Raw genomic sequence first — 21,970 nt, 5'->3', positions numbered from 1 at the left:
TGTTTGACGTGTGATGATGCGTTGAACGATGATGTGACGGGGCGGCCAGGCAGGGGCTCGCACCGTCACCGCTCTCTGGCCAGGTGCATGGCTGGGCTGTTTTCAGCGAACGTAGTGAGGGTCTCCATGCGCGCAAACGACGACCATCCCCTGACGACGCAGCAGATCGTTCAGGCCGGGCTGTGTATCGGCTGCGGGCTTTGCCAAAGCGTCGTCGGCGAGGATCGCCTGGCTTTGGTACTCACGCCCGAGGGCCGAGAGCGGCCCGTTCCGGTGGACAGGCTATCGCGCGAAGAGGACGAGATCATCAACGCGATCTGCCCTGGCTTGAAGGTCGAGGGAGCCAGGCAGGCGGAACTTGCGCCCGGAACGCCTGTCGATACGATCTGGGGGCCAGCCGCCGCGCTCGCAGTTGGCCATGCGGGAAATCCGGATGTCCGGCATCGGTGCTCGTCGGGTGGCGTGCTGACGGCGCTCGGGCAGTATCTCCTGTCTTCCGGTCGCGTCGACTTCATCCTGCATGTGAAAGCGAAGCCGGGCTTTCCCATGCGCACCGAGCAAACCCTCAGTTTCGATGCCGAGGCGGTACTGGAGGCGGCCGGATCACGATATGGCCCTGCTGCCCCGCTTCTCGACTTCGAGGCGGCGCTTTCCCGCGAACGGCCCTTTGCCGTCATCGCCAAGCCCTGCGACATCAACGCGATCCGGAACCTTTCCCAACTCGATGAGAGGGTTGCCGAATACCTTCGCTACACGCTGGTCTTCGTCTGCGGCGGCGCTTCCGACCTGGCCAAATCCGAGGAGGTGCTTCGGGATTTCGGGATGACGGAAGATCAGCTTCGCCTGTTTCGCTATCGCGGCTATGGCAACCCCGGCCTGACCTGCGTCGAGACGGCCGAAAGGTCCGAGGCCCTTACCTATCGGGATATGTGGGCCGAAGAATCGAAGTGGATGATCCAGCCGCGTTGCAAGATTTGCCCTGACGCCATTGGTGAGGCGGCTGACATTGCCGCATCGGATTTCTGGCCCGGCGGAGGCCCTACTGGCGAGGACGAAGGTTTTAACGGCATCATCGTGCGCACGGCAAGGGGGCGGGAACTGTTCGACGCTGCGATCGCGGACGGCGCCATCGTGATCGATCGCGAAACCACGTTCCGGGAATTCGATGTCATGCAGCCGCATCAGGTACGCAAAAAGCGCGCGGTGTGGGCGCGTTATCAGGGCATGGCTGCCGCCGGCTTGCCGGTGCCTGAAACTATCGACCTGCGCATAGATGCCTGCGCCCGGCAGAACGATGCCGCCACGAACCTTCGAGAAGCGCGGGGCGCAAGATTGCGCGCCAGGGAAGGTCGGCTCGGCGAGCCGCTGCCCCGTCGCCGGAACCCCAAGGGTTAGTCGGCGGCGAGCGGCGATTCCGGATGCGAAAGCCAGGCGCAACGCCTGACCGGAATGCGATGCGCAGGAAAAACCCGGCGGCGGGTTAGCCGAGATTGCCATGGCTGTTTCGGCCATACTAATCTCGGCTGAGAACCGAAATCGGATCCGAGGTGGACATGACGAGACCCGCTTCATTCGAGGCGCTGACGATTCAGACGCTGCCGATCCGCCTTGCCGGGCTCGATGCCCTGGCGACCCATCTCGGCCCCGATCATTCGGCCTGGAAGGTGCGCGAGGTCGGGGATGGCAACCTCAATCTCGTCTTCATCGTGGAGGGGCCGAAAGGCACCGTCATCGTCAAGCAGGCGCTGCCCTATGTACGCCTCGTAGGCGAGGGATGGCCGCTGCCACTCAAGCGCTCCTTCTTCGAATACCACGCGCTGATCCGGCAGGAAGCCCGTGCCGGCAAGGGTTCGGTTCCGGCGATCTTCCACTTCGACGAGGCGCAGGCGCTGATCGTGATGGAGTACCTGTCGCCGCACGTCATCCTGCGCCGGGCGCTTATCGACGGCCGTGAGTTGCCGCGTATCGCCACCGACCTCGGCCTGTTTTGTGCCCGCACGCTGTTTCGCGGCTCCGACCTCGCGATGACGGCGCGTGAACGCAAGGCCGATCTGGCGCTTTTCGCCGACAATGCCGAATTGTGCGACATCACCGAAAACCTCGTCTTTACCGATCCTTATTTCGAGGCCAAACTCAACCGTCATACGCCGGGGCTGGAGCCTCTGGTGGCCGAGCTTCGCGCCGACCGTGACCTCAAGGTGGCGGCGCAGCGCCTCAAGCATCTGTTCGCGGCCAATGCCGAAACGCTGCTGCACGGCGACCTGCATACCGGCTCGATCATGGTCACGGACGAAGATACCCGCGTGATCGATCCGGAGTTCGCGTTCTATGGACCGATGGCTTTCGATGTCGGCATGCTGCTTGCCAATTTCTGGATGGCCTTCTTCGCCCAGGCCGGCCACGAGGAGGGCAATTCCCGAGCCTCGATGCGGGCCTACCTGCTGCGCGTCGTATGGCAGACCTGGTCGGTCTTTCGCGCGGAGTTTTCGCGATTGTGGCGCACGGAGCGCACGGGCATGCTCTACGCGACCAGCCTGTTCGAGGATCGCGGCGATCCGCTCGGCGCCGAGCAGGCACTGGACGAGGTGTTGAATTCGCTTTGGCAGGACTTGCTCGGTTTTGCCGGCATCGAGATCCATCGCCGCATTCTCGGCCTCGCCCATAATGCCGATTTCGAAACCATCGAGGACAAGGCACTGCGAGCGCGGTGCGAGGCGCCGGCGCTGCGTTTCGGCCGTTACCTTGCCGTCAACCGGGATCGTATCCACAGCATCGAGGAAGTGAACGGGCTGGCCTCGAGGATCGAGAAGGAAATGCGTCCATGAATGTCGGCGACCGCCACTACCGCACCATCTGGCTCAATAAGGACGGGTGCTCCGTCGACATCATCGACCAGCGCTGGCTACCGCATGAATTCCGTATCGTCACCCTCCGCACCGTGGACGACATAGCCGTCGCCATCCGTGACATGTGGGTGCGCGGCGCGCCGCTGATCGGCGTCACGGCCGCCTACGGCATGGCGGTTGCGATGGCGGCCGATCCTTCCGACACGGCGCTCGATGCCGCCTGGGAAAAGCTACATGCCACCCGCCCGACCGCGATCAACCTGCGCTGGGCGCTGGACGAGATGCGCAAGTTGCTGCGGCCGGTTCCCGTAGGGGAGCGCGCCGAAATGGCCTATCGGCGCGCCGCCGGGATTGCCGACGAGGATGTCGAACTCAATCGCGCCATCGGGGAAAACGGGCTCGCCATCATTCGCGAGATCGCTGCCGGCAAGAAACCCGGAGAACGGGTCAATATCCTGACCCACTGCAATGCAGGCTGGTTGGCCACGGTGGACTACGGCACGGCGACCGCTCCGATCTATCTGGCGATGGAAGCGGGGATCCCGGTCCATGTCTATGTCGACGAAACACGGCCGCGCAATCAGGGCGCACAGCTTACCGCCTGGGAGATGGCCGGGCATGGGGTGCCGCATACGCTGATCGTCGATAATGCCGGCGGCCATCTCATGCAGCATGGCGATGTCGACCTGGTCATCGTCGGGACCGACCGCACGGCCGCCAATGGCGATGTCTGCAACAAGATCGGCACCTATCTGAAAGCCCTTGCGGCAAAGGACAACAGCGTGCCATTCTATGTCGCCCTGCCATCGCCGACCATTGACTGGACGGTTTCGGACGGCATCCGGGAAATCCCCATCGAGGAGCGCTCGGGCGAGGAGGTTTCGCTGGTATGGGGCAAGACGGCATCGGGCGAGATCGCCCAGGTTCGTGTCTCGCCGGAAGCGACGCCGGCCGGCAACCCTGCCTTCGACGTAACCCCGGCGCGGCTCGTCACCGGGCTGATCACCGAGCGCGGGGTGGCTGAGGCGTCACGTTCCGGCTTGAAGGCGCTGTTTCCCGAACACTGACGCCGGCAGCAGCGCGGTCCGTGCGCCTACCGGCGCTTGCGGCGAAACTGGATGCCGTTCGCCACCATCACCGCCAGCAGCAGGCCGCCCCAGATCAGTTCCTTGGCGAAGTTCGACACCTGCAGCATGTTGAGGCCGCTCGACAGGAACTGCAGTGACAGCACCGCCAGCACCAGCCCGGCGACGCGGCCGAAACCGCCATAGGGATTGATGCCGCCGAGTACGCAGATCAGGATGGATAGAAGCAGGTAGCTGGAGCCATAGTCGGCCTTGGCGGAATTGGCCCGGCTCATGATCACCAGGCCGGCCGAGGCGGAAAAGATGCCGGAAAGAAGATAGGTCCGCACCGTCACCGCGAGGTCGTCGATGCCGGCGAAGCGAGCCGCGAGCGGGTTGGTGCCCAGCATCTGGATGCGCAGTCCCAGCGCCGTGCGCTCCAGCACCAGCCACACGATCACGGCGACGACGATGAAGACGATGAGCGGCATCGGCACGCCCACAATGGCGCCGTTGCCGAGAAAGGCGAAGGCGGCCGGGAAGCCGAGAACCGCGCTGCCGCCGGTGATCGCCACGGCCAGGCCGGTGAAGATCAGGCCGGACCCCAGCGTGGCCAGGATCGGCGGCAGGCCGAAGATGCCGATGACGATGCCGTTGAGCAGCCCGCACACCGTGCCGACGAGAAGCGCCGCCGCGATCGCCAGCGCGATCGTGCCGCCGCCGACCAGTCCCACCGCCTGCGGGCCGGCCAGCGTCGACAGGAGCAGGGCGGCGATGACCGCGGCCAGGTTGGATACGCCGACGACGGACAGGTCGATGCCGCCCGTCATCATCGACAGCATCATGGCCAGTGACAGGATGGCGAATTCGGGAAACTGGAACGCCATCGAGCTGAAATTGCCCATGGTGAGGAAGCGCGACGGGTCGAGGGCCGCCATCACCCCGAAAATGATGACGGTCAGCACCGAAAGCTGCCCGATCTCGGACGACAGCAGCGCCTGGATACCTCGCGACTGGCCGGCGGTGCGCGGGGCGGTGGGTTTGTTCATGTCCTGGTCCACTGTCAGCCGGCCCTCAATGCGGCGCGCTTGGCCTGGTAGGCGGGCAGGCCGGTGCCGAGCAGGATCAGCGCGCCGATGACGACGCTCTGCCATGTCGAGGGAATGCCGAGCAGGATCAGGCTGTTCGAGACGAGCACGATCAGCGCCACGCCGAGCAGCGTGCCGGTGATGGTGCCGTATCCGCCGGTCAGGCGTGCGCCGCCGAGCACCACCGCCGCGATCACCGAAAGCTCCAGCCCGACCAGGTCGAACGGGTTGGCCACCCGCGCCAGCGAGGCATGGATGATGCCGGCCAGCCCCGACAGCGCGCCGACATAGGCATAGACGAAGACCTGCACGCCGCGCACGCCGATGCCGATGCGGCGCGCGCTATCGGACGAGCCGCCGATGGCGAAGATCTTGCGGCCGAGCAGGGTCTTGTTGAGCAGGAACCAGGTTCCCGCCACGACGAGGACAAGAGCCACGAAGGCCCATGGCAGCGAATAGAAATAGCCCTCGCTGGTGGTGCCGCGCAGCATGGTGAGCCGCGAGAAGTCGCGCATGCCGGCGGGTACGTTCGAGATCAGCTGGCTGCCGACGAAGGTGAGCAGGAAGCCGCGGAACGCCGAAAGCGTGCCCAGCGTGACGATCAGAGTCGGCAGGCGAAAACCCGCGATGAAGACGGCGTTGACAAGCCCAAGCCCGGTTCCAATGAGGATCGACAGCGCAAAGATGCCGTACCAGGGCACATCGATGCCGAGTTTCACCAGCGTCAACGTGGTGGTGTACATGGCGAACGCGGCGATCGCCGTGAAGGAGACGTCGATGCCGCCGGATATCAGCACGAGGAGCACGCCGATGGCGAAGATGCCGGTGACGATGGAATTGCGCAGCAGGTCGAAGAGGGTCGGCAGCGACAGGAATGCCGGATCGACCGCCGTCGTCAGCACGCAGAAGGCGACCACCACCAGGAAGACCAGCGTTTCGTTGCGCGTCCAGTCGATCTTCATTGCGCCCGTCGTCTCCTAGGAAGCCAGCCTGGCCGCGAGCTCGCCGGCGTCGATGCTGCCGCCGGGAATTTCTTCCACGATCTGCCCGGCCTTCATGACCAGGATGCGGTGGCAGCAGCCGATGAGCTCGGGCAGGTCGTCCGAAATGACGACGACGCCCAGCCGCCGCTCGGCTAAATCGGCGATGATGCCATGGATATCCGCCTTGGAGCCGATATCGACGCCGACGGTCGGCCCGTTCAGGATCAGGATGCGCGGGCTGCCGGCGAGCCAACGCGCCAGCACCACGCGCTGCTGGTTGCCGCCGGAAAGCGATTTCACCGGCACCTCGGCGTTCGGCGCGGCAACGTTGAGTCGCTTCAGCCAGTCGCGCGCCTCTCCGCCTAGGCCATCGCGGTCGAGCCAGCCGAGCGGTCCGGAAAAGGCGTCGAGCCGGCCGACGGCTATGTTGCGGGCGATGGATTGCGACAGGAACAGTCCTTCCGTCAGTCTGTCCTCGGGCACGTAGCCGATGCCGGCGGCGATGGCGTCGAGCGGACTTGCCAGCGCCACCTTCTCGCCGTCTACCCGGATTTCGCCGCTGTCCATCGGCAGCAGTCCGAACAGGGCCTTGGCCAGCTGGGTGCGGCCGGAGCCGAGTAGCCCGGCAATGCCCAGCACCTCGCCCGGCCGCAGCGCGAAGTCGATGTCGCGAAGCGCCCCGTCGCGGCCAAGGCCGGCGACCTCGAGGATCGGCGCGGCTTCGGGGTCGAATGCGCGCGCGACGGTCATCTCGAAATGGCGGCCGGTCATATGGAAGGCGAGCGAGTCAAGATTGAATTCGGCGGCCGGCTTGTCCGAGACGACGTGCCCGTTGCGGATCACCACGATCTTTTCGCAAACCTCGAAGACTTCGGCCAGCTTGTGGCTGACGAACAGCACGGCCACCCCGGCCGCTTTCAAGCGCCGGATGATGGCGAGAAGCGACTGCACCTCGCGTTCGGTAAGTGCGGTCGTCGGCTCGTCCATGATGACGAGACGGGCATCGAGCGCCAGCGCGCGGGCAATTGCCACGAGCTGCTTGTCGGCGACGGCAAGCGTCTCGACGCGCGCGTCGAGCGGTATATCCACCGCGATCCGCTTGAGCAGTGTTTCCGCCAGAGTTTTGATGCGTCGGCGGTTCACCAGCCTGTGCCCGGACGCCAGTTCGGCGCTGAAGGCGATATTCTCGGCGACCGTCAGGTTGGGAAAAAGCGCGAAATCCTGGTAGATGACCTGAATGCCCCGCGCCACCGAAACGCGCGGGTCGAGTGCCGGGAAGCTCTCGCCCTCGATCGTCACCTGTCCGCCATCCGGCTTTTCCACCCCGGCGAGGATCTTGATGAGGGTGGATTTGCCGCTGCCGTTTTCACCGGCGAGGCAGACCACTTGTCCCGCCCCGATGGAAAAGGAGACCCCGTTCAAAGCCTGCACGCCGGCAAACGATTTCGAGATGGCGTCGAGCCGGATGAGCGGAGCTTCGGTCATCAAATAGCCAGTCGTTCAACAAGGGCTTCCGGCGTGTGGTCCGCCGGAAGCTTTACGATCTGTGCGGCGATCAGAAGGGATAATCCTTCGCATTATCCTTCGTCACGTCCACCCAGGCCTGACCATAGATCACCTTGCCGTCGAGCGAGACCTTTTCGTACCCCGGAATCCCGAGATCCATGCCTTCCGTCGGTGCCTTACCGTCGAGCAGCATGACCGCGATCTTGTTCATCGCATAACCGGCAAGCGACGGATCCCAGAACGAGATCATGTCCACCGAGCCGGTATCGAGATATTGGGCGGCGATGGAGGGAAGGCTGGTGCCGACCACGCAGGTATCGTCGCCCATGCCGCGTTCCTCCAGCGCCAGGCCGATGCCGGCGACGTCGGTGGAGGCGCTGCCTTCGAAGCCGCGCACGTTCGGGAAGGCCCTGAGCAGTTCCTGCGTCTTGGCATAGGCCTGCTGCTGGTCGTCGTTCGTCTCGTTCTTGGAGCCGACCATCTTCATGTCGGGGAAGTTGGCTTTCTGGTAGGCAATCGCCGCATCCACCCATTCGTTATGCGATTTCGAGGTCAGCGAGCCGACGAAGACCGCGTATTCGCCCTTGCCGCCCATGCATTCGCCGAGCTTCTTCATGAAGTGCTCGCCATAGGCGGCATTCTTGAACGCCTCGATGTCCCAATCGACGTTGCTGATGGTCGAGGCCTCGTGCGACACGACCTTGATGCCGGCATCCATGGCCTTCTTCAGCACCGGTTCGAGCGCCTCGGGCGCGAACGGTACCACGGTGATGGCATCGACCTTCTGCGCGATGGCGTCTTCCAGGAGCTGGACCTGCAACTGCGCGTCGGCCTTGGCCGGGCCGACCTGATAAGCGTTATTGCCGGTATCGGCGGCGAATTTCTTGACGCCTTCCTCCATGCGGTTGAACCACTGGATGCCGCTGATCTTCACCACCGTGACGATGTTGTACTTCTTGTCCTGCGCGTAGGCGCCGGTGAAGGCGCCCGCCAGCAGGGCGACGGCGGCAGCGCCGACTATGGTTCTGGACTTGATCGACATTCATTTCCTCCCTTGGGTTGGTCGCTTCCCCCGCCTGACCGGGGGGTAATACTGGTCAGTTCCCGGCAGCCTGTTTCTCCTCGACCCCGGAAAGTTCGAATTGCAGTTTGTGCAGCGCGGATGCGTTCAGTTCGCCGTAGCCCTTGTTCAGCGCACCCTGGTAAAGCTCGGCCGCCATGCCGGAAGCGGGTGCCGAAACACCCAGGCTGCGGGCGAAGGCGCCGATCAGGCGGGCGTCCTTGAGCATGTGCTTGAGATAGAAGTTCGGGGCGAAATCGCCCTTCAGGCTGGCGCGGCCGACGCCGCGAATGAGGCCCGAGGAAAAATCCGTCACGTCGAGATAGCCCATCAACGCATCCGGCTCGAGCCCAGCCTTGCGGGCGATGGACAGCGCCTCGCCGAGCGACACCATCTGCGCGGCCACCAGCAGGTTGCCGACCAGCTTGGCCGCAGCACCCTTGCCGCTCGCGCCCAGGTAATGGACGGTGGCAGCCATCGATTCCAGGATGGGTTTCACGGCATCGAACGTCGCGCGTTCGCCACCGCAGATGAAATCGAGCTTTCCTTCCCAGGCTTCGTTGCGGGAGCCGAACACCGGTGCATCGAGGTAGCGGAGGCCGCGCTTCCCGGCCTGTGCCGCGAGGTCTGCCGCCAGCGCCGGATCGGTGGTGGTCGTGTCGACGATGGTGGCGCCGTTCTCGGCTACGGCAAAAAGACCGTTTTCGCCTTCAAGCACGTCATGCTGTGCGTCCGGCCCGGTCAAAGAGACGATGACAAGCTTCTTGCCGGCGACGGCCTCGGCCACGGTCGAGCAAACACGTGCCTTTGCCAGGTCGGCGGGCAGATCGCGTTTGGTGCGGTTCCAGGCCGTTACCTCATGCCCGGCCTTCAACAGGTTGCGGACCATGCCGCGCCCCATGATGCCAAGTCCCAGAAAACCGATTTCACTCATATCGATAACTCCCGATCCTGGCCGCGCATGGCTTCCACGATACGCACCAGCGCGAGTTGGCCGGGGTCGTAGAGGCCGATGCTGCCTTCGCCGAACATGCGGGCGCGGCCGAGCTTGTTCGGCCTGGCTTTGAAATCCTCCAGCGTTGCCCGTGCGGCGGAAAGGCCTCGCTGGTAAAGTTCGTTCGCCGGAACATCGCGCATGGCCTTGGCCATGGCATCGAGTATGTCGAGGACCGTCTTGTCGCCGAGCGAGCCCTTGCCTCTCGCCATCATGGCCGCGAGCGCGCCTTCGATCAGCGTGGGGACCTCTACGGCATCGAGCGATGTCTGGCCCTTGGTCGCCTTGGCGGCGGACATGGCGGCGGTGGCCAGCAGCGTGCCATACGAAGAGGACGAGACGCGCTGCATCGCCTTGGCGCATTCCATGAAGGCCATGCCGAGATCGTCCGGCAGGCTTGCCGCCGCGGCTTCGGCGAAGCCGCGTGAGACGGTGATGCCGAGATCGCCGTCGCCGAGCGCGCCGTCGGCCGCGTTGAGTTCGGCGGCACCCTCCTGCATGGCGGCCGCGATGCGCGAAAGCACCGCATGGATGTCTTTCGCGGTGATTGTGCCCGAAGCTGCGCCCTGCGCCATCAGTTCCTCCAGAAGGGACAGTCGCAGGGGGCTGCGAGCAGGTGCTCGATCTCGCTGTCGAGACGGCATAGCGTCAGCGTCACCCCGGCCATCTCCATCGAGGTGGCATAGCGCCCGACCAGCGGCGACACGATGTCGATGCCCTTGTCGGACAGGCGGGAACGCAGCCGGCGAAAGACGATGTAGAGTTCCTCCAGCGGCGTGGCCCCCAGCGAATTGACCAGCAGCGACACGCGCTCTCCGCGGCCCACGCCGCTGTCCTCCAGCAGGCGGTCGATCATCTCGTCGGCAATGGCGTCGGCGGGCTTCAGCTTGTCGCGCCAGATGCCGGGCTCGCCATGGATGCCCATGCCCATTTCCATTTCGTCTTCGCCGATCGTGAAGGTCGGCTTTCCGGCCTGCGGCACGATGCAGGGGGTGAGCGCGAAGCCGATCGAACGGCAGGCGTCGGCGGTTTTTTGCGCGGCCGCCGTCACCTCGGCGAGGTCGCCGCGCTCCTCGGCGCGCGCGCCGGCGGCCTTGAAGGCGAAGACCATGCCGGCGACGCCGCGCCGCTTCGCGGCCTCGGACGGCGGCGCCGAGGCCACGTCGTCGGCCAGGAGCACCGTGGTCGAGGCGATGTCTTCCATTTCCAGCGTTTCGCCGGCCATGTCGAAATTCATGACGTCGCCGCCATAGTTGCCGTAAAGCCGGAGCACGCCCGCTCCGCCGTCGGCATGGCGCATGGCGCTTGCCATCTGCTCGGAGGACGGGGAGGCGAATACGTCGCCGATTGCGGCCGCATCCAGCAGGCCCGGTCCGATGTAGCCGGTGAAGATCGGCAGGTGCCCGGAACCGCCTCCGGTGACGATGCCTACCTTTCCGGGGACAGCCCCGCCGGTGCGCGCAATCACGCGCTTCTCCGGTTGGGTGAAATAGCGCGGGTGGGCCGCGCACAGGCCGTCGAGCATCTCATCGACGTAGTCGACAGGCTTGTTCATGACCTTCTTCATCGTCCCTCCCTCGGGCTTCACGATCCCTGGTTCATCAATTTGCGCATTTGCGCAGCTAGTGCATTTTTGCGCACGTCAGGGCGCGGGGTCAAGGCTATAATGGCCGCAATTCCCGGAGGAGCAACTTAAATTTCAGGGGTGTCGACGATCACGCCTTGACGCGGACCCTTGAACGTTATCCCATATGCGCATGCCGCGCGCATATGATCGGCAATGTCGGCCTGCGAAAGGCTAAGGGAGGATCAAATGAATCGTCGTGAGGTGTTGATTTCAGGCGCGTCGGTGGCTGCGGGCGCGATGTTGGGGAGCCTGCCCGTCGCATGGGCGGCAGGCAAGCCGATCAAGCTCGGCTACAACGTTGCCACGCTGGCCAATCCGTTCTTCCAGGGCATGACCAAGGGCGTGGTCGATGCCGCCGCCAAGTTCCCCGACATGACGCTGCTCAACACCAACGCCAATGGCGATGCCAACACGCAGTCGACCATGGTGGTCGATCTCATCAACCAGGGCGTCGATGCGCTGATCCTCAATCCCATCAATGCCAACTCGATCGTGCCGGTGGTCGAGCAGGCGAAAAAGAAGAACATTCCCGTCTTCACGCTTGACCGCGGTGCAGCCTGCGGCGATTGCCAGACCAACTTCCTCGAGACCGACAATGTCGCGCTCGGTCGCGAAGGCGCGCAGTTCATCGTCGAGCAGTTGAAGAAACGCTACGGCAGCATCAAGGGCAATGTCGTCAACCTGGTCGGCCTGCTGGGCACGACTGCGGGCGACGATCGCGACAAGGGCTTCATGGAGGAATTCCAGAAGGTTGCCGCGGACAATCCCGAACTCAAGCTGGTGGCCCGGCAGGAAGCGCAGTTCGACCAGGAGAAGGCCTTCAACCTGATGAGCCAGATCATGGCCGCCAATCCCGAGATCGATGCGGTGTTCAACGGCAACGACGACAACGCGGTCGGCGCGCTGCGTGCCATCAAGCAGGCGTCGCGCAACGTGCCGCTGGACGACCCCAAGCATATCGTCATCATCGGCATCGACGGCACGGCCCAGGCACTGGCGGCAATACGCAAGGGCGACATGGACGCCACGCTGTCCCAGAACCCGCTCACCATGGCGGGGCAGGCGGTCGCCTATGTCAACCAGTTCTTCAACGGCGACAAGTCGACGATCCCGGCCCACCAGTTCTGGCCGCACATCCTTTTGACCAAGGACAACATCGACAGCGACGAAGTCAAGAAGTACGGTCTTTGGGCGGAGGAAGTCGCAAAGGGCTGACGGGTCCATCCTAAGAGGGCGCCTTGTCCCACCTGTTGCAGATAGCGGGCGTTTCGAAGTCGTTTCACGGCGTCCAGGTGCTTTCCGGCGTCTCGCTGGAACTGGACGCCGGCCAGGTTCTCGGGATCGTCGGCGAGAATGGGGCCGGCAAGTCGACGCTGATGAAGGTGCTGGCCGGAATCTACCGGGCGGACGAAGGCGGGATCGAACTCGACGGGGAAAAATACGCCCCGCATTCGCCCCGCGAGGCCTTGCAGGCGGGCATCGTCGTCGTCCACCAGGAACTGTCGCTGTTCCCCGACCGCTCGGTGGCGGAAAACGTCTTCGTCGGCCACCTGCCGCGCAATGCGGCGGGGCAGGTAAGGCGCCGCCCCCTGATTTCGCGTACCCGCGACCTGCTTTCGCAGGTCGGTCTCGACGTGTCGCCGACCACCCCGGTGCGGCGCTTGTCGCTGGCGCAGCGCCAGCTGGTGGAGATCGGCCGTGCGTTGTCGCGTAAGGCGCGCGTCATCGTCATGGACGAGCCTACCGCCAGCCTCACCGGGCATGAAGTGCAGATTCTTTTCGATACCATTGCCCGCCTCAAGGCCGCCGGCGTCGGCATCATCTTCATCAGCCATCACCTGGAGGAGGTGTTCAAGGTCTGCGACGCGGTGACCGTGATGCGCGACGGCCATACAGTGGAAACCCGGCGGACCACGGACTGGACCGAGGCCACCATGGTGCGGGCCATGGTCAACAGGCCGATCGACAGCTTCTTTCCGAAGCGGCCGATCGAACCGGGGCGGAAGCTGCTGGAGGTTTCCGGGCTTTCCTCGCCCAAGCGCTTCGACAACGTTTCCTTCAGCGTGAGGGCGGGTGAGATTTACGGCCTTGCCGGGCTGGTCGGGGCAGGGCGATCCGAGGTGTTGCGCGCGATCTTCGGAGCGTTGCCGATATCGGGGGGCGAAATCCATGTCGCCGGGGAAAGCTACAAGCCGCATTCGCCGCGCGCCTCGCTGGCACAGGGCGTGGTGATGACGACGGAGGATCGCAAGCTCGACGGCCTCGTGCTTGCCTTTTCCATCCGCCAGAACATTGCGCTGTCGACCCTCGGCAGACTTTCGCGGCTGGGCGTGGTTTCCCTCCGCGCCATGCAGAGGCTGGCGGAAAGCTCGATCCGCAACCTGCGTATCCGCGCCACGTCCGCAGCCCAGGAGGTGCGGCGCCTTTCCGGAGGCAACCAGCAGAAGGTGGTGCTGGCACGCGCCATGAGCGTGTCGCCGAAGCTGTTCATGCTGGACGAGCCGACGCGCGGCGTCGATGTCGGCGCCAAGGTCGAAGTCTATAACCTGATCGGCGATCTCGCCGAAGCAGGATCGGCGATCCTGATCGTTTCGTCGGATCTGCCCGAGCTGCTCGGCCTTTGCGACCGCATCGGCGTGCTGCGCGCCGGGCGCCTGGTTGGCGAGGTCGAACGCGCCGATTTCAGCCAGGACGGCATCATGTCCCTAGCAGCCGTTGGATGAAGAGATGAGCCCGAACGATGCCCTTACCACCACCGGAGACACGGCGCCCCGCAAGCGGCGCTGGTTCGCCGGCGATGTCAACGAGATCGCCATCATCGCCGTGTTCCTGGCGATCGTGGCCTATCTGTCGCTCACCACCACCTCCTTTCTGTCGACACCCAACATCATGTCGATCCTGGTGGCGACATCGCTGATCGGGCTGGTCGCCTGTGGTCAGACCTTCGTCATCATCACCGGCGGCATCGACCTGTCGCCCGGTTCGGTGGTGGCGCTTTCGGGCGTGATCACCGGGCTTTCGCTGCATGCCGGCGTTCCCATCCCCGTGGCGGTCGCCATCGGCATCCTGGTCGGGTTGGGCTGCGGCCTGTTCATCGGCCTGGCCGTCACCTTCCTCAACATGAACCCGTTCATCGTCTCGCTCGCCGCCATGGCGATGGCCCGGGGCCTGGCCTTCATCATCCCGAATGGACAGACCATTTTTGGCTTCGATGATGCCTTCGATGCCATCGGCGGCGGCCTGATCGGCTATTTTCCCATTGCAGGGCTGATCTCGCTGGCGGCGCTGTGCATCGGCGCCTTCGTGCTCAGCAAGACTGTCTTCGGCTCCGAAGTCTACGCCGTCGGCGGCAACCGGGAAGCGGCGATGATGTCGGGCATTCCGGTACGGCGCACGCTGGTTTCGGTTTATATGATCTCCGGCGCACTGGCGGGTCTCGGCGGCATCATCCTGACCGGCCGCCTGGATTCGGCGCAGCCCATCGCGGCAAGCGGCCTCGAGCTCAATGCCATCGCGGCAGTGGTGATCGGCGGCGCTTCGCTGTTCGGCGGGCGCGGCTCAATGCTGGGCACCATCCTCGGCGTGCTTCTGATCGGCGTCATCAACAACGGCCTGACCCTCAACAATGTCGAGCCGTTCTGGGTGCAGTTCATCCAGGGCGCCGTCATCTTCCTTGCGGTGCTGTTCGATTCGCTCAACCAGCGACGACGCGCAGGGTAGGGCTCCGCTCAGCGGCCGTGGTTTGCCGGCCCGGCTTCGCCCTTGGTCTGGTCGTCGATCTCGATGATGGCGCGCGCGTTGGAAACGCTGGTCGCCAGCGTCTTGATAATGCCCGAGCGCAGCGAACCCAGGAGCGATAGCGCCTTGTTGTGTTCGCTGGCTACCGCGATCACGTTGGGGATGCGGCAGAAGTCCTCATGCGAGAGGCCGATGACACGGTGCTGCAATTCGGGCGCCGAGGGCTGACCCTTGATATCGAGAAAATCATAGCCGGAAATGTCTGCCACGGTGCCGTTCATCCGCGCCCGGGAGATTTCCATTGCCGAATACCAGCCCATCTTCACCAGGTAGCTCGACTCGCTGAAATCGCCGATGCCAATCAGGGCGATGTCGGCGCGCCGTGCCCGGTTGAGGGTCTGCTGCACCGTCTCGTCCTTCAGCAGCAGTTCGCGCAGCTTCGGGTTGCTCACATAGGCCGGCGCATAGAGTGTCTCGCTGCGGCCGTTGAAAGCAGCGGCGAAACGCCGGGCGATGTGGTCCGAGTTCAGGCCCTCGCCGGCCCGCAGCGAGCCGCCGATGGAACTGACGAACGTACAGTCCCGCGAGTTCTGGCCGCCGAGCTGCGCCGTGACCGCGCCAAGATTGCGTCCCATGCCGACGGAGACCGTCATGCCGTCGGCAAGTTTCTCGACCAGATGGTCCGAAACCAATTGCGCGACGGCGACGCGCTGCAAATCCTCGTCCTCGTGGTCGACCGCGATCAGCGCGTGCTGGATATTGAAACGGGACTTCAGTTCGCGTTCCAGGTTGAAGAATTCGATGGGACTGAGGTTGATGCGGATGGTGACCAGGCCGAGATCGCGCGCCTGCCGCAGCATGCGGCCGATCTTGGTGCGCGACAGGTTGTGCGATTGGGAAATCTCGTCCTGCGTCTTGCCTTCATAATAATATTGCTTGGCAACGAGGGTAATCAGACTGAGTTCCTGGTCATCGACGCTCATTACAAATCCTGAAAACAAACCTCGCCATGGCCAGCTCCGGGCCGCAATGACCCGATTTTACATGCAACGCGCTGACTTGCGAAGTTCTGTCTCGGACGTTCAGGCGAGCAATTGCCTGGCGGCGATGGTGAGGCACTGCTTGAAGCCGGTCAGGTCGGAATAGAGCCGGTCGGGTGCTGCGTTGTGGCGCACGATTACCCCCTTGCGGTTCTCGATGCCGCCATCCAGCATGAGATTGTCCACCATGTCGTAGGTCTCGAGCTCCAGCCCGTCCGGCCCGCGAACGGCGCCCGTCTCGTCGGTCCTGAGATCGCCGCCGTAATAGTCCAGTACCCGCTCGTAGTGGCCGGTCGCGATGTTGGTGAAAGCGTAGGCCGGGCAGCCGCGCCCGCACATGAAGCCGAGTTCGTAGACGGTGCCGACATCTGCCGCGATGCCCCGGAACGGCGTCAGGTTGGCGATGATGAAATCGGCGCTCAGCATCAGCTTTTCGTTGACCTCGCTGGTGGCGAGGCCGCGCGCCTTCCCCTTCAGCGAGGCCGGCGCCTCCAGGTCGCCCGGGCAGACGGGAACGAAGCCGTGCGCCCGGGTCAGCTCGATCTTCTCATCGAGGACAGCGCGGGCTTCGGGGATGAAAACCTCGGGTCCGGCCAGGTAGACTTTCATATCGTTCCTCATTCTGTGACACGCCATGGCGGACATGGCCAATCCTGAGCGGCTTCGTCCGCGTCGTTCCGGGCTCCGCTGCGCGGTCCCGGAATGATGGCCTGGATGTGAGCTGCCCGCAAAGCCTAGCGGTCGAGCCAGACCCGCTCGAGATGCTGTTCGAGATTGGGGTGGGCGGGGTTGTCCTTGACCGCCGGCACCGAATGCGTGAACAGCGAGCGCCAGTAAGGCTGGATCAGGATACCGGAATCCTGCAGGATCTGCTCGACATCCTTCATGATGGCCTTGCGCTTGTCGGGATCCGGCACGGCGAGCGCCTCGTTCAACTTTGCGTCGAACTCGGGGCTGGCAAAGCCGGATTCGTTCCACGGCTCGCCGCTGCGATAGGCGAGCGCGAGGTTCTGGACGCCGAGCGGCCGCATGCCCCAGGACGTCATCGAGAAGGGGAACTTGGTCCAGTCGTTCCAGAAGGTCGCGCCTGGCAGCACGGTGCGCTTCACCTTGAAGCCGGCCTCGCGAAGCTGACCGGCGACGGCGTCGCCGGTGCTGCGGTGCCAGTCCTCGTCGCCGGTGATCAGCTCGTGCTCGAAATCCATCTGGCCGGCCTCGGCCATCAGCTTGCGGGCGCCTTCGATATCGCGCGTTTTTTTCGGAAGCGCGTAATACTCCGGATGCAGCGGGCAGACATGGTGGTTCTCGGCAACCGTGCCCCTGTCGCCATAGCCGAGCGTCAGCACCGCGGCGTTGTCCGTCGCCATCTGCAGGGCCCGCCGCACGCGGATGTCGTCATACGGCTTGTTGTTGACATTGGTGCGGGCGACGATGGTGGCCGCCGTCACCACTTCCGACTTCACCAGGCCGAGGCTGTCCATGATCTCGACATAGTCGGCCGTGGTCTCGAAATTAGTGTCGATCTCGCCGGCCTCGAATGCGTTCACCCAGGCTGACGGGTCGGTTCCGTAGTCGATGAACTCGACACCGTCGAGATAGGCCTCGCCGCCCCACCACTTGCCGTCCTCGCGCCGCTTGACGACGGCCTTGGTCCCGACATCGTAGGAAACGAGTTGGAAGGCGCCGGTGCCGACCGGATTGGCGACGAGGTCGGAGCCGTTCTTCTCGTAGTCGCGATGCACGATCAGCGACGAATATTCCGTCATCGAAGGGATGATGGCGATGTCTGACGCCGAGAGCTTCAGGACGACCGTATGGTCGTCGGTCGCGGTGATCGCGCCTTCGCGCGCCTTGCCGGTGGCGGCGTCGATCAGCGCGGTCATGCGGCCGGCCATGGAGTTGCCCTCGGCCGCCTTGTCGCACCAGCGCTCGAGGTTGTAGATCACGTCCTCGGCGGTGAACGCATCGCCATTGTTCCAGACCACGCCGCGGCGCAGATGCAGCGTGTATTCGGTGGCGTCCTCATTGACCTCCCAGCTTTCCAGCAGCGAGGGCTTGAAGGTGTAGTCGACATCGTAGCGCACCAGCGTGTCGAGCATCTGGCGGGCGATGTTCGCCATTTCCGGCCAGTCGAAGGCGCGCGGGTCCTTCTGGTCCTTGACGAAGGTCGAGACGCGCAGCACGCCGCCCTTTTTCGGTTCCTCGGCGCGGGCGACGGCCGGCGCGGCAAGGCCGATCAGGCCATAGGCCGCAGCGGTCGAGGCGCCGAAAATGCTGGCCATCGCCAAAAATTCCCGGCGGTCGAGGCGGCCTTCGCCGACCTCCCGGGCAAGGCCCGTCACCAGCTTGCGGTGACGGTCGAACTGACTGCCGGAATGCGCGGAATCCTGTCCCATTTACTTCCCATCTCCGAATAGATCGACGAACCAGTTCCAGAAGCCGTCGACGTCGATCTCGACGGCCACCCGCGCGTTTGGCGGTTTTTTCGAAACATTGTGGATGTCGGCGATGGTCATGCCGCGCGTGACCTCCCCGCCGGTTTCCAGATGCACGTAATGGTTCTCGAAGACGAACAGCGACGGCCGCACGATCGCCGCGAGCGCGATCACGTCGTGCAGGTTCGGATCGTCGGCGCCGAACGCCTCCTTGCGCCGGACCATGAAATCGAGCACCCGGCCGACGATATCCGCCGGGCGCCCTGGCGTCGCCCGGATGCGGTCGAACACCCAGGTGGGCAATTCGGGCTTCAGCGTGACGTCGAGCCCGACCATGGTGAGCCCGCAGCCGGCCTCGAACACGATCAGCGCCGCCTCCGGGTCGCAATGGAGATTGAATTCGGAGGCGAGCGTCATGTTGCCGCCGCGCAGCGCGCCGCCCATGATGGTGATGTGGCGGATCGCCGAGCGCAGTTCGGGCCGCTCCGTCAGGGCGGTGGCGATGTTGGTCAGCGGCCCGACGGCCAGGATTTCGAGGGCGCCCGGATGCGCTGCGGCCGCCGCCGCAATCATCTCCGTGACGGTGCCGACTGCATGTCTGCTGCGCGCGGCAGGCAGCACGGCGTCGCCCAGCCCCGTATCGCCGTGGCTGATCGCCGGGCACAGCGGGCGCGCCAATGGTTGAGCTGCGCCGACATGGACCGGGATGTCACGTTCCAGGAAATCGATGAGGTCGAGCGTGTTCCGGCTGGTTTTCTCGATCTCGACATTGCCGCAAACCGTTCCGATGCCGACGAGGTCGAGCCGGTCGGCGCAGAGCGTCGCCGCGGTAATGCAAATGGCATCGTCCGTGCCGGTGTCGACATCCATGACCAGTGGGATTCTGGGCGGTTTCGTCACGTCACGAACAATCCGTGTTCCGGCGGCATCTGGAAGAAATGCCCACAAACCGGTTTAGTTAAACGTTTACCTGCACTATATTCGGGTTTCTGTCAACGAGGCGGCCGGGGCGCTCGCGATTTTTGTCTCCGTGGCGGCCGTGTCGACTTTGCGGCTCCGGCGGGTTACGGGATTGCCGGGGCCGTGGCGAAGAGCGAGGGCGCGTGGCGACAACCATCAAGGATATTGCACAGCTTGCCGGCGTCTCGACGGCGACGGTGTCCAAGGTCCTCAACCGCAAGGACGCCTTCATCGGCGAGGAGACGCGCGAGCGCATCCGCGCGCTCGCCCGCGAGCTGAACTATACGCCCAACTCGATCGCTCGCTCGCTGGTCACGCGCCGCTCGCGCGTCCTGGGCATCATCGTCCCCGACATTCTCAATCCCTATTTCACGGAACTGGTGCGGGCCTGCGATGATACGGCGCGGCTGCGCGGCTACACGACGATCCTTTGCAATTCCGACGGCATCGCGACCAGCGAGGAAGCGCATCTCGCCTTCCTGGCCGGGCATGGCGTCGACGGCATCGTGCTGGCGGCGAGCGATGTCGTGCCCAATGAGGGCTTGCTGCGGGAACTCGGAATTCCCTTCGTGTCGATGGACCGCGAGGTCGCGACGCTGGATTGCCTTGCCGCCACCGTCGACACGGATTGCCGCAGCGGCGCCATGCAATCGGCCGCCTACCTGATTTCCCGGGGGCACAAACGCATCGCGTTCCTGAGCGGAGCGGCCGAAAGCGCCAACACGAGGATGCGGCTGGAGGGCTTCGAGGCGGCCCATCGCCAGGCGGGTCTGGCCGTCGATCCGGCGCTCGTGCGCTGCGGCGAATTCCAGCACAGTTTCGGCCGCCGTGCGACGCTGGAACTTCTCGACGGCACGTCCTTCACGGCCATCTGCTGCATGAGCGACATGCTGGCCATCGGGGCGACGGTCGCGCTGCGCGAGCGCGGGTTTCGGGTTCCCGCCGATTGCGCCGTCATGGGCTTCGACAATGTCTATCTGGCGCCCTTGCTCGACTGTGCGCTGTCGACGGTGGATCGCCGCATCTTCGAATCCGGACGGATCGCCATCGAGGCCTTGATCGGCTTTCTCGAGGACCCCGACCCGCAGCGTACGGCGATCCTGCTGGAGACGACCGTGGTCGCGCGCGAAACCGCCTGAGACTTCTGCGGTCAGGGCCGCTACGCGATTTCGTAGGGAACCGCACCGCGGCGATTGTGGTCCACGACCAGCTTGCGGTTCAGCGGCGGCACCGCCCGCTGGGGGCAACTGGCGCGCTCGCAGATGCGGCAGGAAATGCCGATCGGGTCGAAAGCGGCGCGGTTGCCGTGGTCGAGCTTGTCGGCATAGACGAAGTCGCCGGCATAGGCGACCTCGCAGCCGAGCGCGATGGCATAGCGGCGCTGCGGGGCGTTGAAACCGCCGCCGCCCTTGGTGAGTTCGGTTGCCACGCACAGGTAGCGCGCGCCGTCCGGCGTCTCGGCAAGCTGGCGGATGATGCGGCCGGGCTGCTCGAACGCCTGGTGCACGTTCCACAACGGGCAGGCCGCGCCGAAGCGGGCAAACTGCAGCTTGGCGGCGCTGTGGCGCTTGGTGATGTTGCCGGCGCGGTCGATGCGGGCAAAGAAGATCGGCACGCCCTTGAGGCCGGGCCGCTGCAGCGTGCTCAGCCGATGCGCCACCTGCTCGATGCTGGCGTCGAAGCGAGCGGCAAGCAGTTCGAGATCGTGGCGCAACTCCTTCGCGGCCGCCAGGAACGCTTGATAGGGCAGGGTCAAGGCGCCCGCGAAATAGTTGCGCAGGCCGATCTTGCAGATTTCCAGCGCTTCGGCGGAGCGGAACCGGGCGCGTCGGGCAATCGCCGAAACTTCTTCTTCCATCTCGAGTTCGGCGATCTGGAAGGCGATCTGGAAATTCCGGGTCGAGGGCGGGGAGTAGGGGCTGAAGTACAATACCCGCGCGGCCGGATCGAAGTGCCGGATGATGTCTTCGCCCGGCTGCGCCCGAACGATCCTGACCTTGTGCGCCTGCTCGATATAGGCGGGCAGGATCGCGCTCGTGTCGCGTTCCGAAATGCCGAGCTTGCCGGCGAGCTTTTCTGCCGCAAGGTCCAGTTCGTGGATGTAGTTGTCGACGAAATGGAAGAAGTCGCGGACCTCCTCATAGGAGGACGGCTCGGTCAGCGTGGAACTCCTGCCCAGCGCGTCGTCGAAGCTGGCCAGTTGCTCGCTGTTTCTCCGATAGGCCTGGTGGCAGGCGATCAGGGCGTGGGCGAGGCTCGGCGCGTTCTGGGTGACGAGCTTCAGTTCCTGCAAGCTGGGCTTGTAGCCGTCGAAAAGCGGGTCGGCGAGCGCTTCGGCTATGGCCGAAAGCAGCCGGTCGTCGTCGCCGAGCGCCATCGCGCCGATATCGATCTGGAAATTTTCCGCAAGCGCCAAAAGGACGGATGCGGAAACCGGACGCTGGTTGTTCTCGATCTGGTTCAGGTAGCTGGTGGAAATGCCGATGCGCTCGGCAAAGGCGGACTGGGTCGCCTTGTGGCTGTCGCGGATTTCCCGGATTTTTCGGCCGATATAGAGTTTTCTGGCGGACATTTCGCAAATTCGCAATTCGCACTGGGCAAGAAACTATATTACACAACCGCACCCTTC

19 protein-coding genes are annotated in these 21,970 nt (G+C 64.4%); 7 read left to right on the top strand and 12 right to left on the bottom strand.

Going from position 1 to position 21,970, the window contains the following annotated elements; genetic code table 11:
- Positions 1–126: 126 nt before the first annotated feature.
- The 3 genes from ACFOHJ_RS06780 (at position 127) to mtnA (ending at position 3,913) form a co-directional block, all read left to right on the top strand.
- Positions 127–1,395, top strand: coding sequence for a Coenzyme F420 hydrogenase/dehydrogenase, beta subunit C-terminal domain (locus tag ACFOHJ_RS06780; protein WP_378219726.1), 1,269 nt, complete (start codon positions 127–129; stop codon positions 1,393–1,395).
- A 158-nt stretch (positions 1,396–1,553) separates the two neighbouring features.
- Positions 1,554–2,825, top strand: coding sequence for an S-methyl-5-thioribose kinase (gene mtnK, locus ACFOHJ_RS06775; RefSeq protein ID WP_378219725.1), 1,272 nt, complete (start codon positions 1,554–1,556; stop codon positions 2,823–2,825).
- Positions 2,822–3,913: an S-methyl-5-thioribose-1-phosphate isomerase gene (mtnA, locus tag ACFOHJ_RS06770; RefSeq protein ID WP_378219724.1), complete on the top strand. Its 1,092-nt coding sequence runs from the start codon at positions 2,822–2,824 to the stop codon at positions 3,911–3,913. The genes mtnK and mtnA overlap by 4 nt, the downstream gene beginning before the upstream one ends.
- 26 nt (positions 3,914–3,939) lie before the next feature.
- On the opposite strand, the gene ACFOHJ_RS06765 is transcribed toward mtnA, so the two are convergent.
- The 7 genes from ACFOHJ_RS06765 to ACFOHJ_RS06735 all read right to left on the bottom strand — a co-directional run bounded on the left by ACFOHJ_RS06765 (position 3,940) and on the right by ACFOHJ_RS06735 (position 11,108).
- Positions 3,940–4,959, bottom strand: a complete 1,020-nt coding sequence (locus tag ACFOHJ_RS06765; RefSeq protein WP_378219723.1) for an ABC transporter permease — start codon at positions 4,957–4,959, stop codon at positions 3,940–3,942.
- 14 nt (positions 4,960–4,973) lie between these two features.
- The gene (locus tag ACFOHJ_RS06760; protein ID WP_378219722.1) at positions 4,974–5,960 is read right to left on the bottom strand and encodes an ABC transporter permease; all 987 of its coding nucleotides are present in this window, start codon (positions 5,958–5,960) and stop codon (positions 4,974–4,976) included.
- 15 nt (positions 5,961–5,975) lie between these two features.
- The gene (locus tag ACFOHJ_RS06755) at positions 5,976–7,466 is read right to left on the bottom strand and encodes a sugar ABC transporter ATP-binding protein (protein WP_378219721.1); all 1,491 of its coding nucleotides are present in this window, start codon (positions 7,464–7,466) and stop codon (positions 5,976–5,978) included.
- 70 nt (positions 7,467–7,536) lie between these two features.
- Positions 7,537–8,529 carry an autoinducer 2 ABC transporter substrate-binding protein gene (locus ACFOHJ_RS06750; RefSeq protein ID WP_378219720.1) on the bottom strand — a complete coding sequence of 331 codons (993 nt, stop codon included), beginning with the start codon at positions 8,527–8,529 and terminating at the stop codon, positions 7,537–7,539.
- A gap of 55 nt (positions 8,530–8,584) precedes the next feature.
- Positions 8,585–9,481, bottom strand: a complete 897-nt coding sequence (locus ACFOHJ_RS06745; RefSeq protein ID WP_378219719.1) for an NAD(P)-dependent oxidoreductase — start codon at positions 9,479–9,481, stop codon at positions 8,585–8,587.
- Positions 9,478–10,116, bottom strand: a complete 639-nt coding sequence (locus ACFOHJ_RS06740; RefSeq protein WP_378219718.1) for a dihydroxyacetone kinase subunit L — start codon at positions 10,114–10,116, stop codon at positions 9,478–9,480. The genes ACFOHJ_RS06745 and ACFOHJ_RS06740 overlap by 4 nt, the downstream gene beginning before the upstream one ends.
- The gene (locus ACFOHJ_RS06735) at positions 10,116–11,108 is read right to left on the bottom strand and encodes a dihydroxyacetone kinase subunit DhaK (protein ID WP_378219717.1); all 993 of its coding nucleotides are present in this window, start codon (positions 11,106–11,108) and stop codon (positions 10,116–10,118) included. Before ACFOHJ_RS06735 ends, ACFOHJ_RS06740 begins: the two co-directional genes overlap by 1 nt.
- 246 nt (positions 11,109–11,354) lie before the next feature.
- Between ACFOHJ_RS06735 and ACFOHJ_RS06730 the strand changes: the two genes are divergently transcribed.
- From ACFOHJ_RS06730 to ACFOHJ_RS06720, 3 genes are read left to right on the top strand one after another with little or no spacing between them, the layout of a single operon-like run.
- Entirely contained in the window at positions 11,355–12,383 is a 1,029-nt protein-coding gene (locus ACFOHJ_RS06730; RefSeq protein WP_378219716.1) for a sugar ABC transporter substrate-binding protein, read from the top strand.
- 23 nt (positions 12,384–12,406) lie between these two features.
- Positions 12,407–13,891, top strand: a complete 1,485-nt coding sequence (locus tag ACFOHJ_RS06725) for a sugar ABC transporter ATP-binding protein (protein ID WP_378219715.1) — start codon at positions 12,407–12,409, stop codon at positions 13,889–13,891.
- A gap of 4 nt (positions 13,892–13,895) precedes the next feature.
- Positions 13,896–14,888 carry an ABC transporter permease gene (locus ACFOHJ_RS06720; RefSeq protein WP_378219714.1) on the top strand — a complete coding sequence of 331 codons (993 nt, stop codon included), beginning with the start codon at positions 13,896–13,898 and terminating at the stop codon, positions 14,886–14,888.
- An 8-nt stretch (positions 14,889–14,896) separates the two neighbouring features.
- Here the strand turns inward: ACFOHJ_RS06720 and ACFOHJ_RS06715 are convergent, their stop codons facing one another.
- The 4 genes from ACFOHJ_RS06715 to ACFOHJ_RS06700 form a co-directional block, all read right to left on the bottom strand.
- Positions 14,897–15,889, bottom strand: coding sequence for a sugar-binding transcriptional regulator (locus ACFOHJ_RS06715; RefSeq protein ID WP_378219713.1), 993 nt, complete (start codon positions 15,887–15,889; stop codon positions 14,897–14,899).
- 99 nt (positions 15,890–15,988) lie between these two features.
- Positions 15,989–16,555: a nucleoside 2-deoxyribosyltransferase gene (locus ACFOHJ_RS06710; RefSeq protein ID WP_378219712.1), complete on the bottom strand. Its 567-nt coding sequence runs from the start codon at positions 16,553–16,555 to the stop codon at positions 15,989–15,991.
- A gap of 125 nt (positions 16,556–16,680) precedes the next feature.
- Positions 16,681–18,342: an ABC transporter substrate-binding protein gene (locus ACFOHJ_RS06705; RefSeq protein WP_378219711.1), complete on the bottom strand. Its 1,662-nt coding sequence runs from the start codon at positions 18,340–18,342 to the stop codon at positions 16,681–16,683.
- Positions 18,343–19,281 carry a nucleoside hydrolase gene (locus tag ACFOHJ_RS06700; RefSeq protein WP_378219710.1) on the bottom strand — a complete coding sequence of 313 codons (939 nt, stop codon included), beginning with the start codon at positions 19,279–19,281 and terminating at the stop codon, positions 18,343–18,345.
- A 203-nt stretch (positions 19,282–19,484) separates the two neighbouring features.
- On the opposite strand from ACFOHJ_RS06700, the gene ACFOHJ_RS06695 reads away from it, so the two are divergent.
- Positions 19,485–20,480: a LacI family DNA-binding transcriptional regulator gene (locus ACFOHJ_RS06695; RefSeq protein ID WP_378219709.1), complete on the top strand. Its 996-nt coding sequence runs from the start codon at positions 19,485–19,487 to the stop codon at positions 20,478–20,480.
- A 20-nt stretch (positions 20,481–20,500) separates the two neighbouring features.
- Here the strand turns inward: ACFOHJ_RS06695 and ACFOHJ_RS06690 are convergent, their stop codons facing one another.
- A complete protein-coding gene (locus ACFOHJ_RS06690; protein WP_378219708.1) occupies positions 20,501–21,913 on the bottom strand; it encodes a helix-turn-helix domain-containing protein in 1,413 nt (470 codons plus the stop codon).
- Between the last annotated feature and the right edge of the window lie 57 nt (positions 21,914–21,970).

The organism is Aquamicrobium soli (assembly GCF_042646345.1).
Taxonomy (GTDB): domain Bacteria; phylum Pseudomonadota; class Alphaproteobacteria; order Rhizobiales; family Rhizobiaceae; genus Mesorhizobium; species Mesorhizobium soli_A.
Note: the sequence above shows the minus strand (reverse complement) of the source record. Positions and strands in the feature narration are given on the sequence as shown.

What these genes read in the sequence shown, in the direction of transcription:
- ACFOHJ_RS06780 (WP_378219726.1), top strand. Translation starts at nt 127, where the DNA reads ATGCGCGCAAACGACGACCATCCCCTGACGACGCAGCAGATCGTTCAG.
- mtnK (WP_378219725.1), top strand. Translation starts at nt 1,554, where the DNA reads ATGACGAGACCCGCTTCATTCGAGGCGCTGACGATTCAGACGCTGCCG.
- mtnA (WP_378219724.1), top strand. Translation starts at nt 2,822, where the DNA reads ATGAATGTCGGCGACCGCCACTACCGCACCATCTGGCTCAATAAGGAC.
- ACFOHJ_RS06765 (WP_378219723.1), bottom strand. Translation starts at nt 4,959, where the DNA reads ATGAACAAACCCACCGCCCCGCGCACCGCCGGCCAGTCGCGAGGTATC.
- ACFOHJ_RS06760 (WP_378219722.1), bottom strand. Translation starts at nt 5,960, where the DNA reads ATGAAGATCGACTGGACGCGCAACGAAACGCTGGTCTTCCTGGTGGTG.
- ACFOHJ_RS06755 (WP_378219721.1), bottom strand. Translation starts at nt 7,466, where the DNA reads ATGACCGAAGCTCCGCTCATCCGGCTCGACGCCATCTCGAAATCGTTT.
- ACFOHJ_RS06750 (WP_378219720.1), bottom strand. Translation starts at nt 8,529, where the DNA reads ATGTCGATCAAGTCCAGAACCATAGTCGGCGCTGCCGCCGTCGCCCTG.
- ACFOHJ_RS06745 (WP_378219719.1), bottom strand. Translation starts at nt 9,481, where the DNA reads ATGAGTGAAATCGGTTTTCTGGGACTTGGCATCATGGGGCGCGGCATG.
- ACFOHJ_RS06740 (WP_378219718.1), bottom strand. Translation starts at nt 10,116, where the DNA reads ATGGCGCAGGGCGCAGCTTCGGGCACAATCACCGCGAAAGACATCCAT.
- ACFOHJ_RS06735 (WP_378219717.1), bottom strand. Translation starts at nt 11,108, where the DNA reads ATGAAGAAGGTCATGAACAAGCCTGTCGACTACGTCGATGAGATGCTC.
- ACFOHJ_RS06730 (WP_378219716.1), top strand. Translation starts at nt 11,355, where the DNA reads ATGAATCGTCGTGAGGTGTTGATTTCAGGCGCGTCGGTGGCTGCGGGC.
- ACFOHJ_RS06720 (WP_378219714.1), top strand. Translation starts at nt 13,896, where the DNA reads ATGAGCCCGAACGATGCCCTTACCACCACCGGAGACACGGCGCCCCGC.
- ACFOHJ_RS06715 (WP_378219713.1), bottom strand. Translation starts at nt 15,889, where the DNA reads ATGAGCGTCGATGACCAGGAACTCAGTCTGATTACCCTCGTTGCCAAG.
- ACFOHJ_RS06710 (WP_378219712.1), bottom strand. Translation starts at nt 16,555, where the DNA reads ATGAAAGTCTACCTGGCCGGACCCGAGGTTTTCATCCCCGAAGCCCGC.
- ACFOHJ_RS06705 (WP_378219711.1), bottom strand. Translation starts at nt 18,342, where the DNA reads ATGGGACAGGATTCCGCGCATTCCGGCAGTCAGTTCGACCGTCACCGC.
- ACFOHJ_RS06690 (WP_378219708.1), bottom strand. Translation starts at nt 21,913, where the DNA reads ATGTCCGCCAGAAAACTCTATATCGGCCGAAAAATCCGGGAAATCCGC.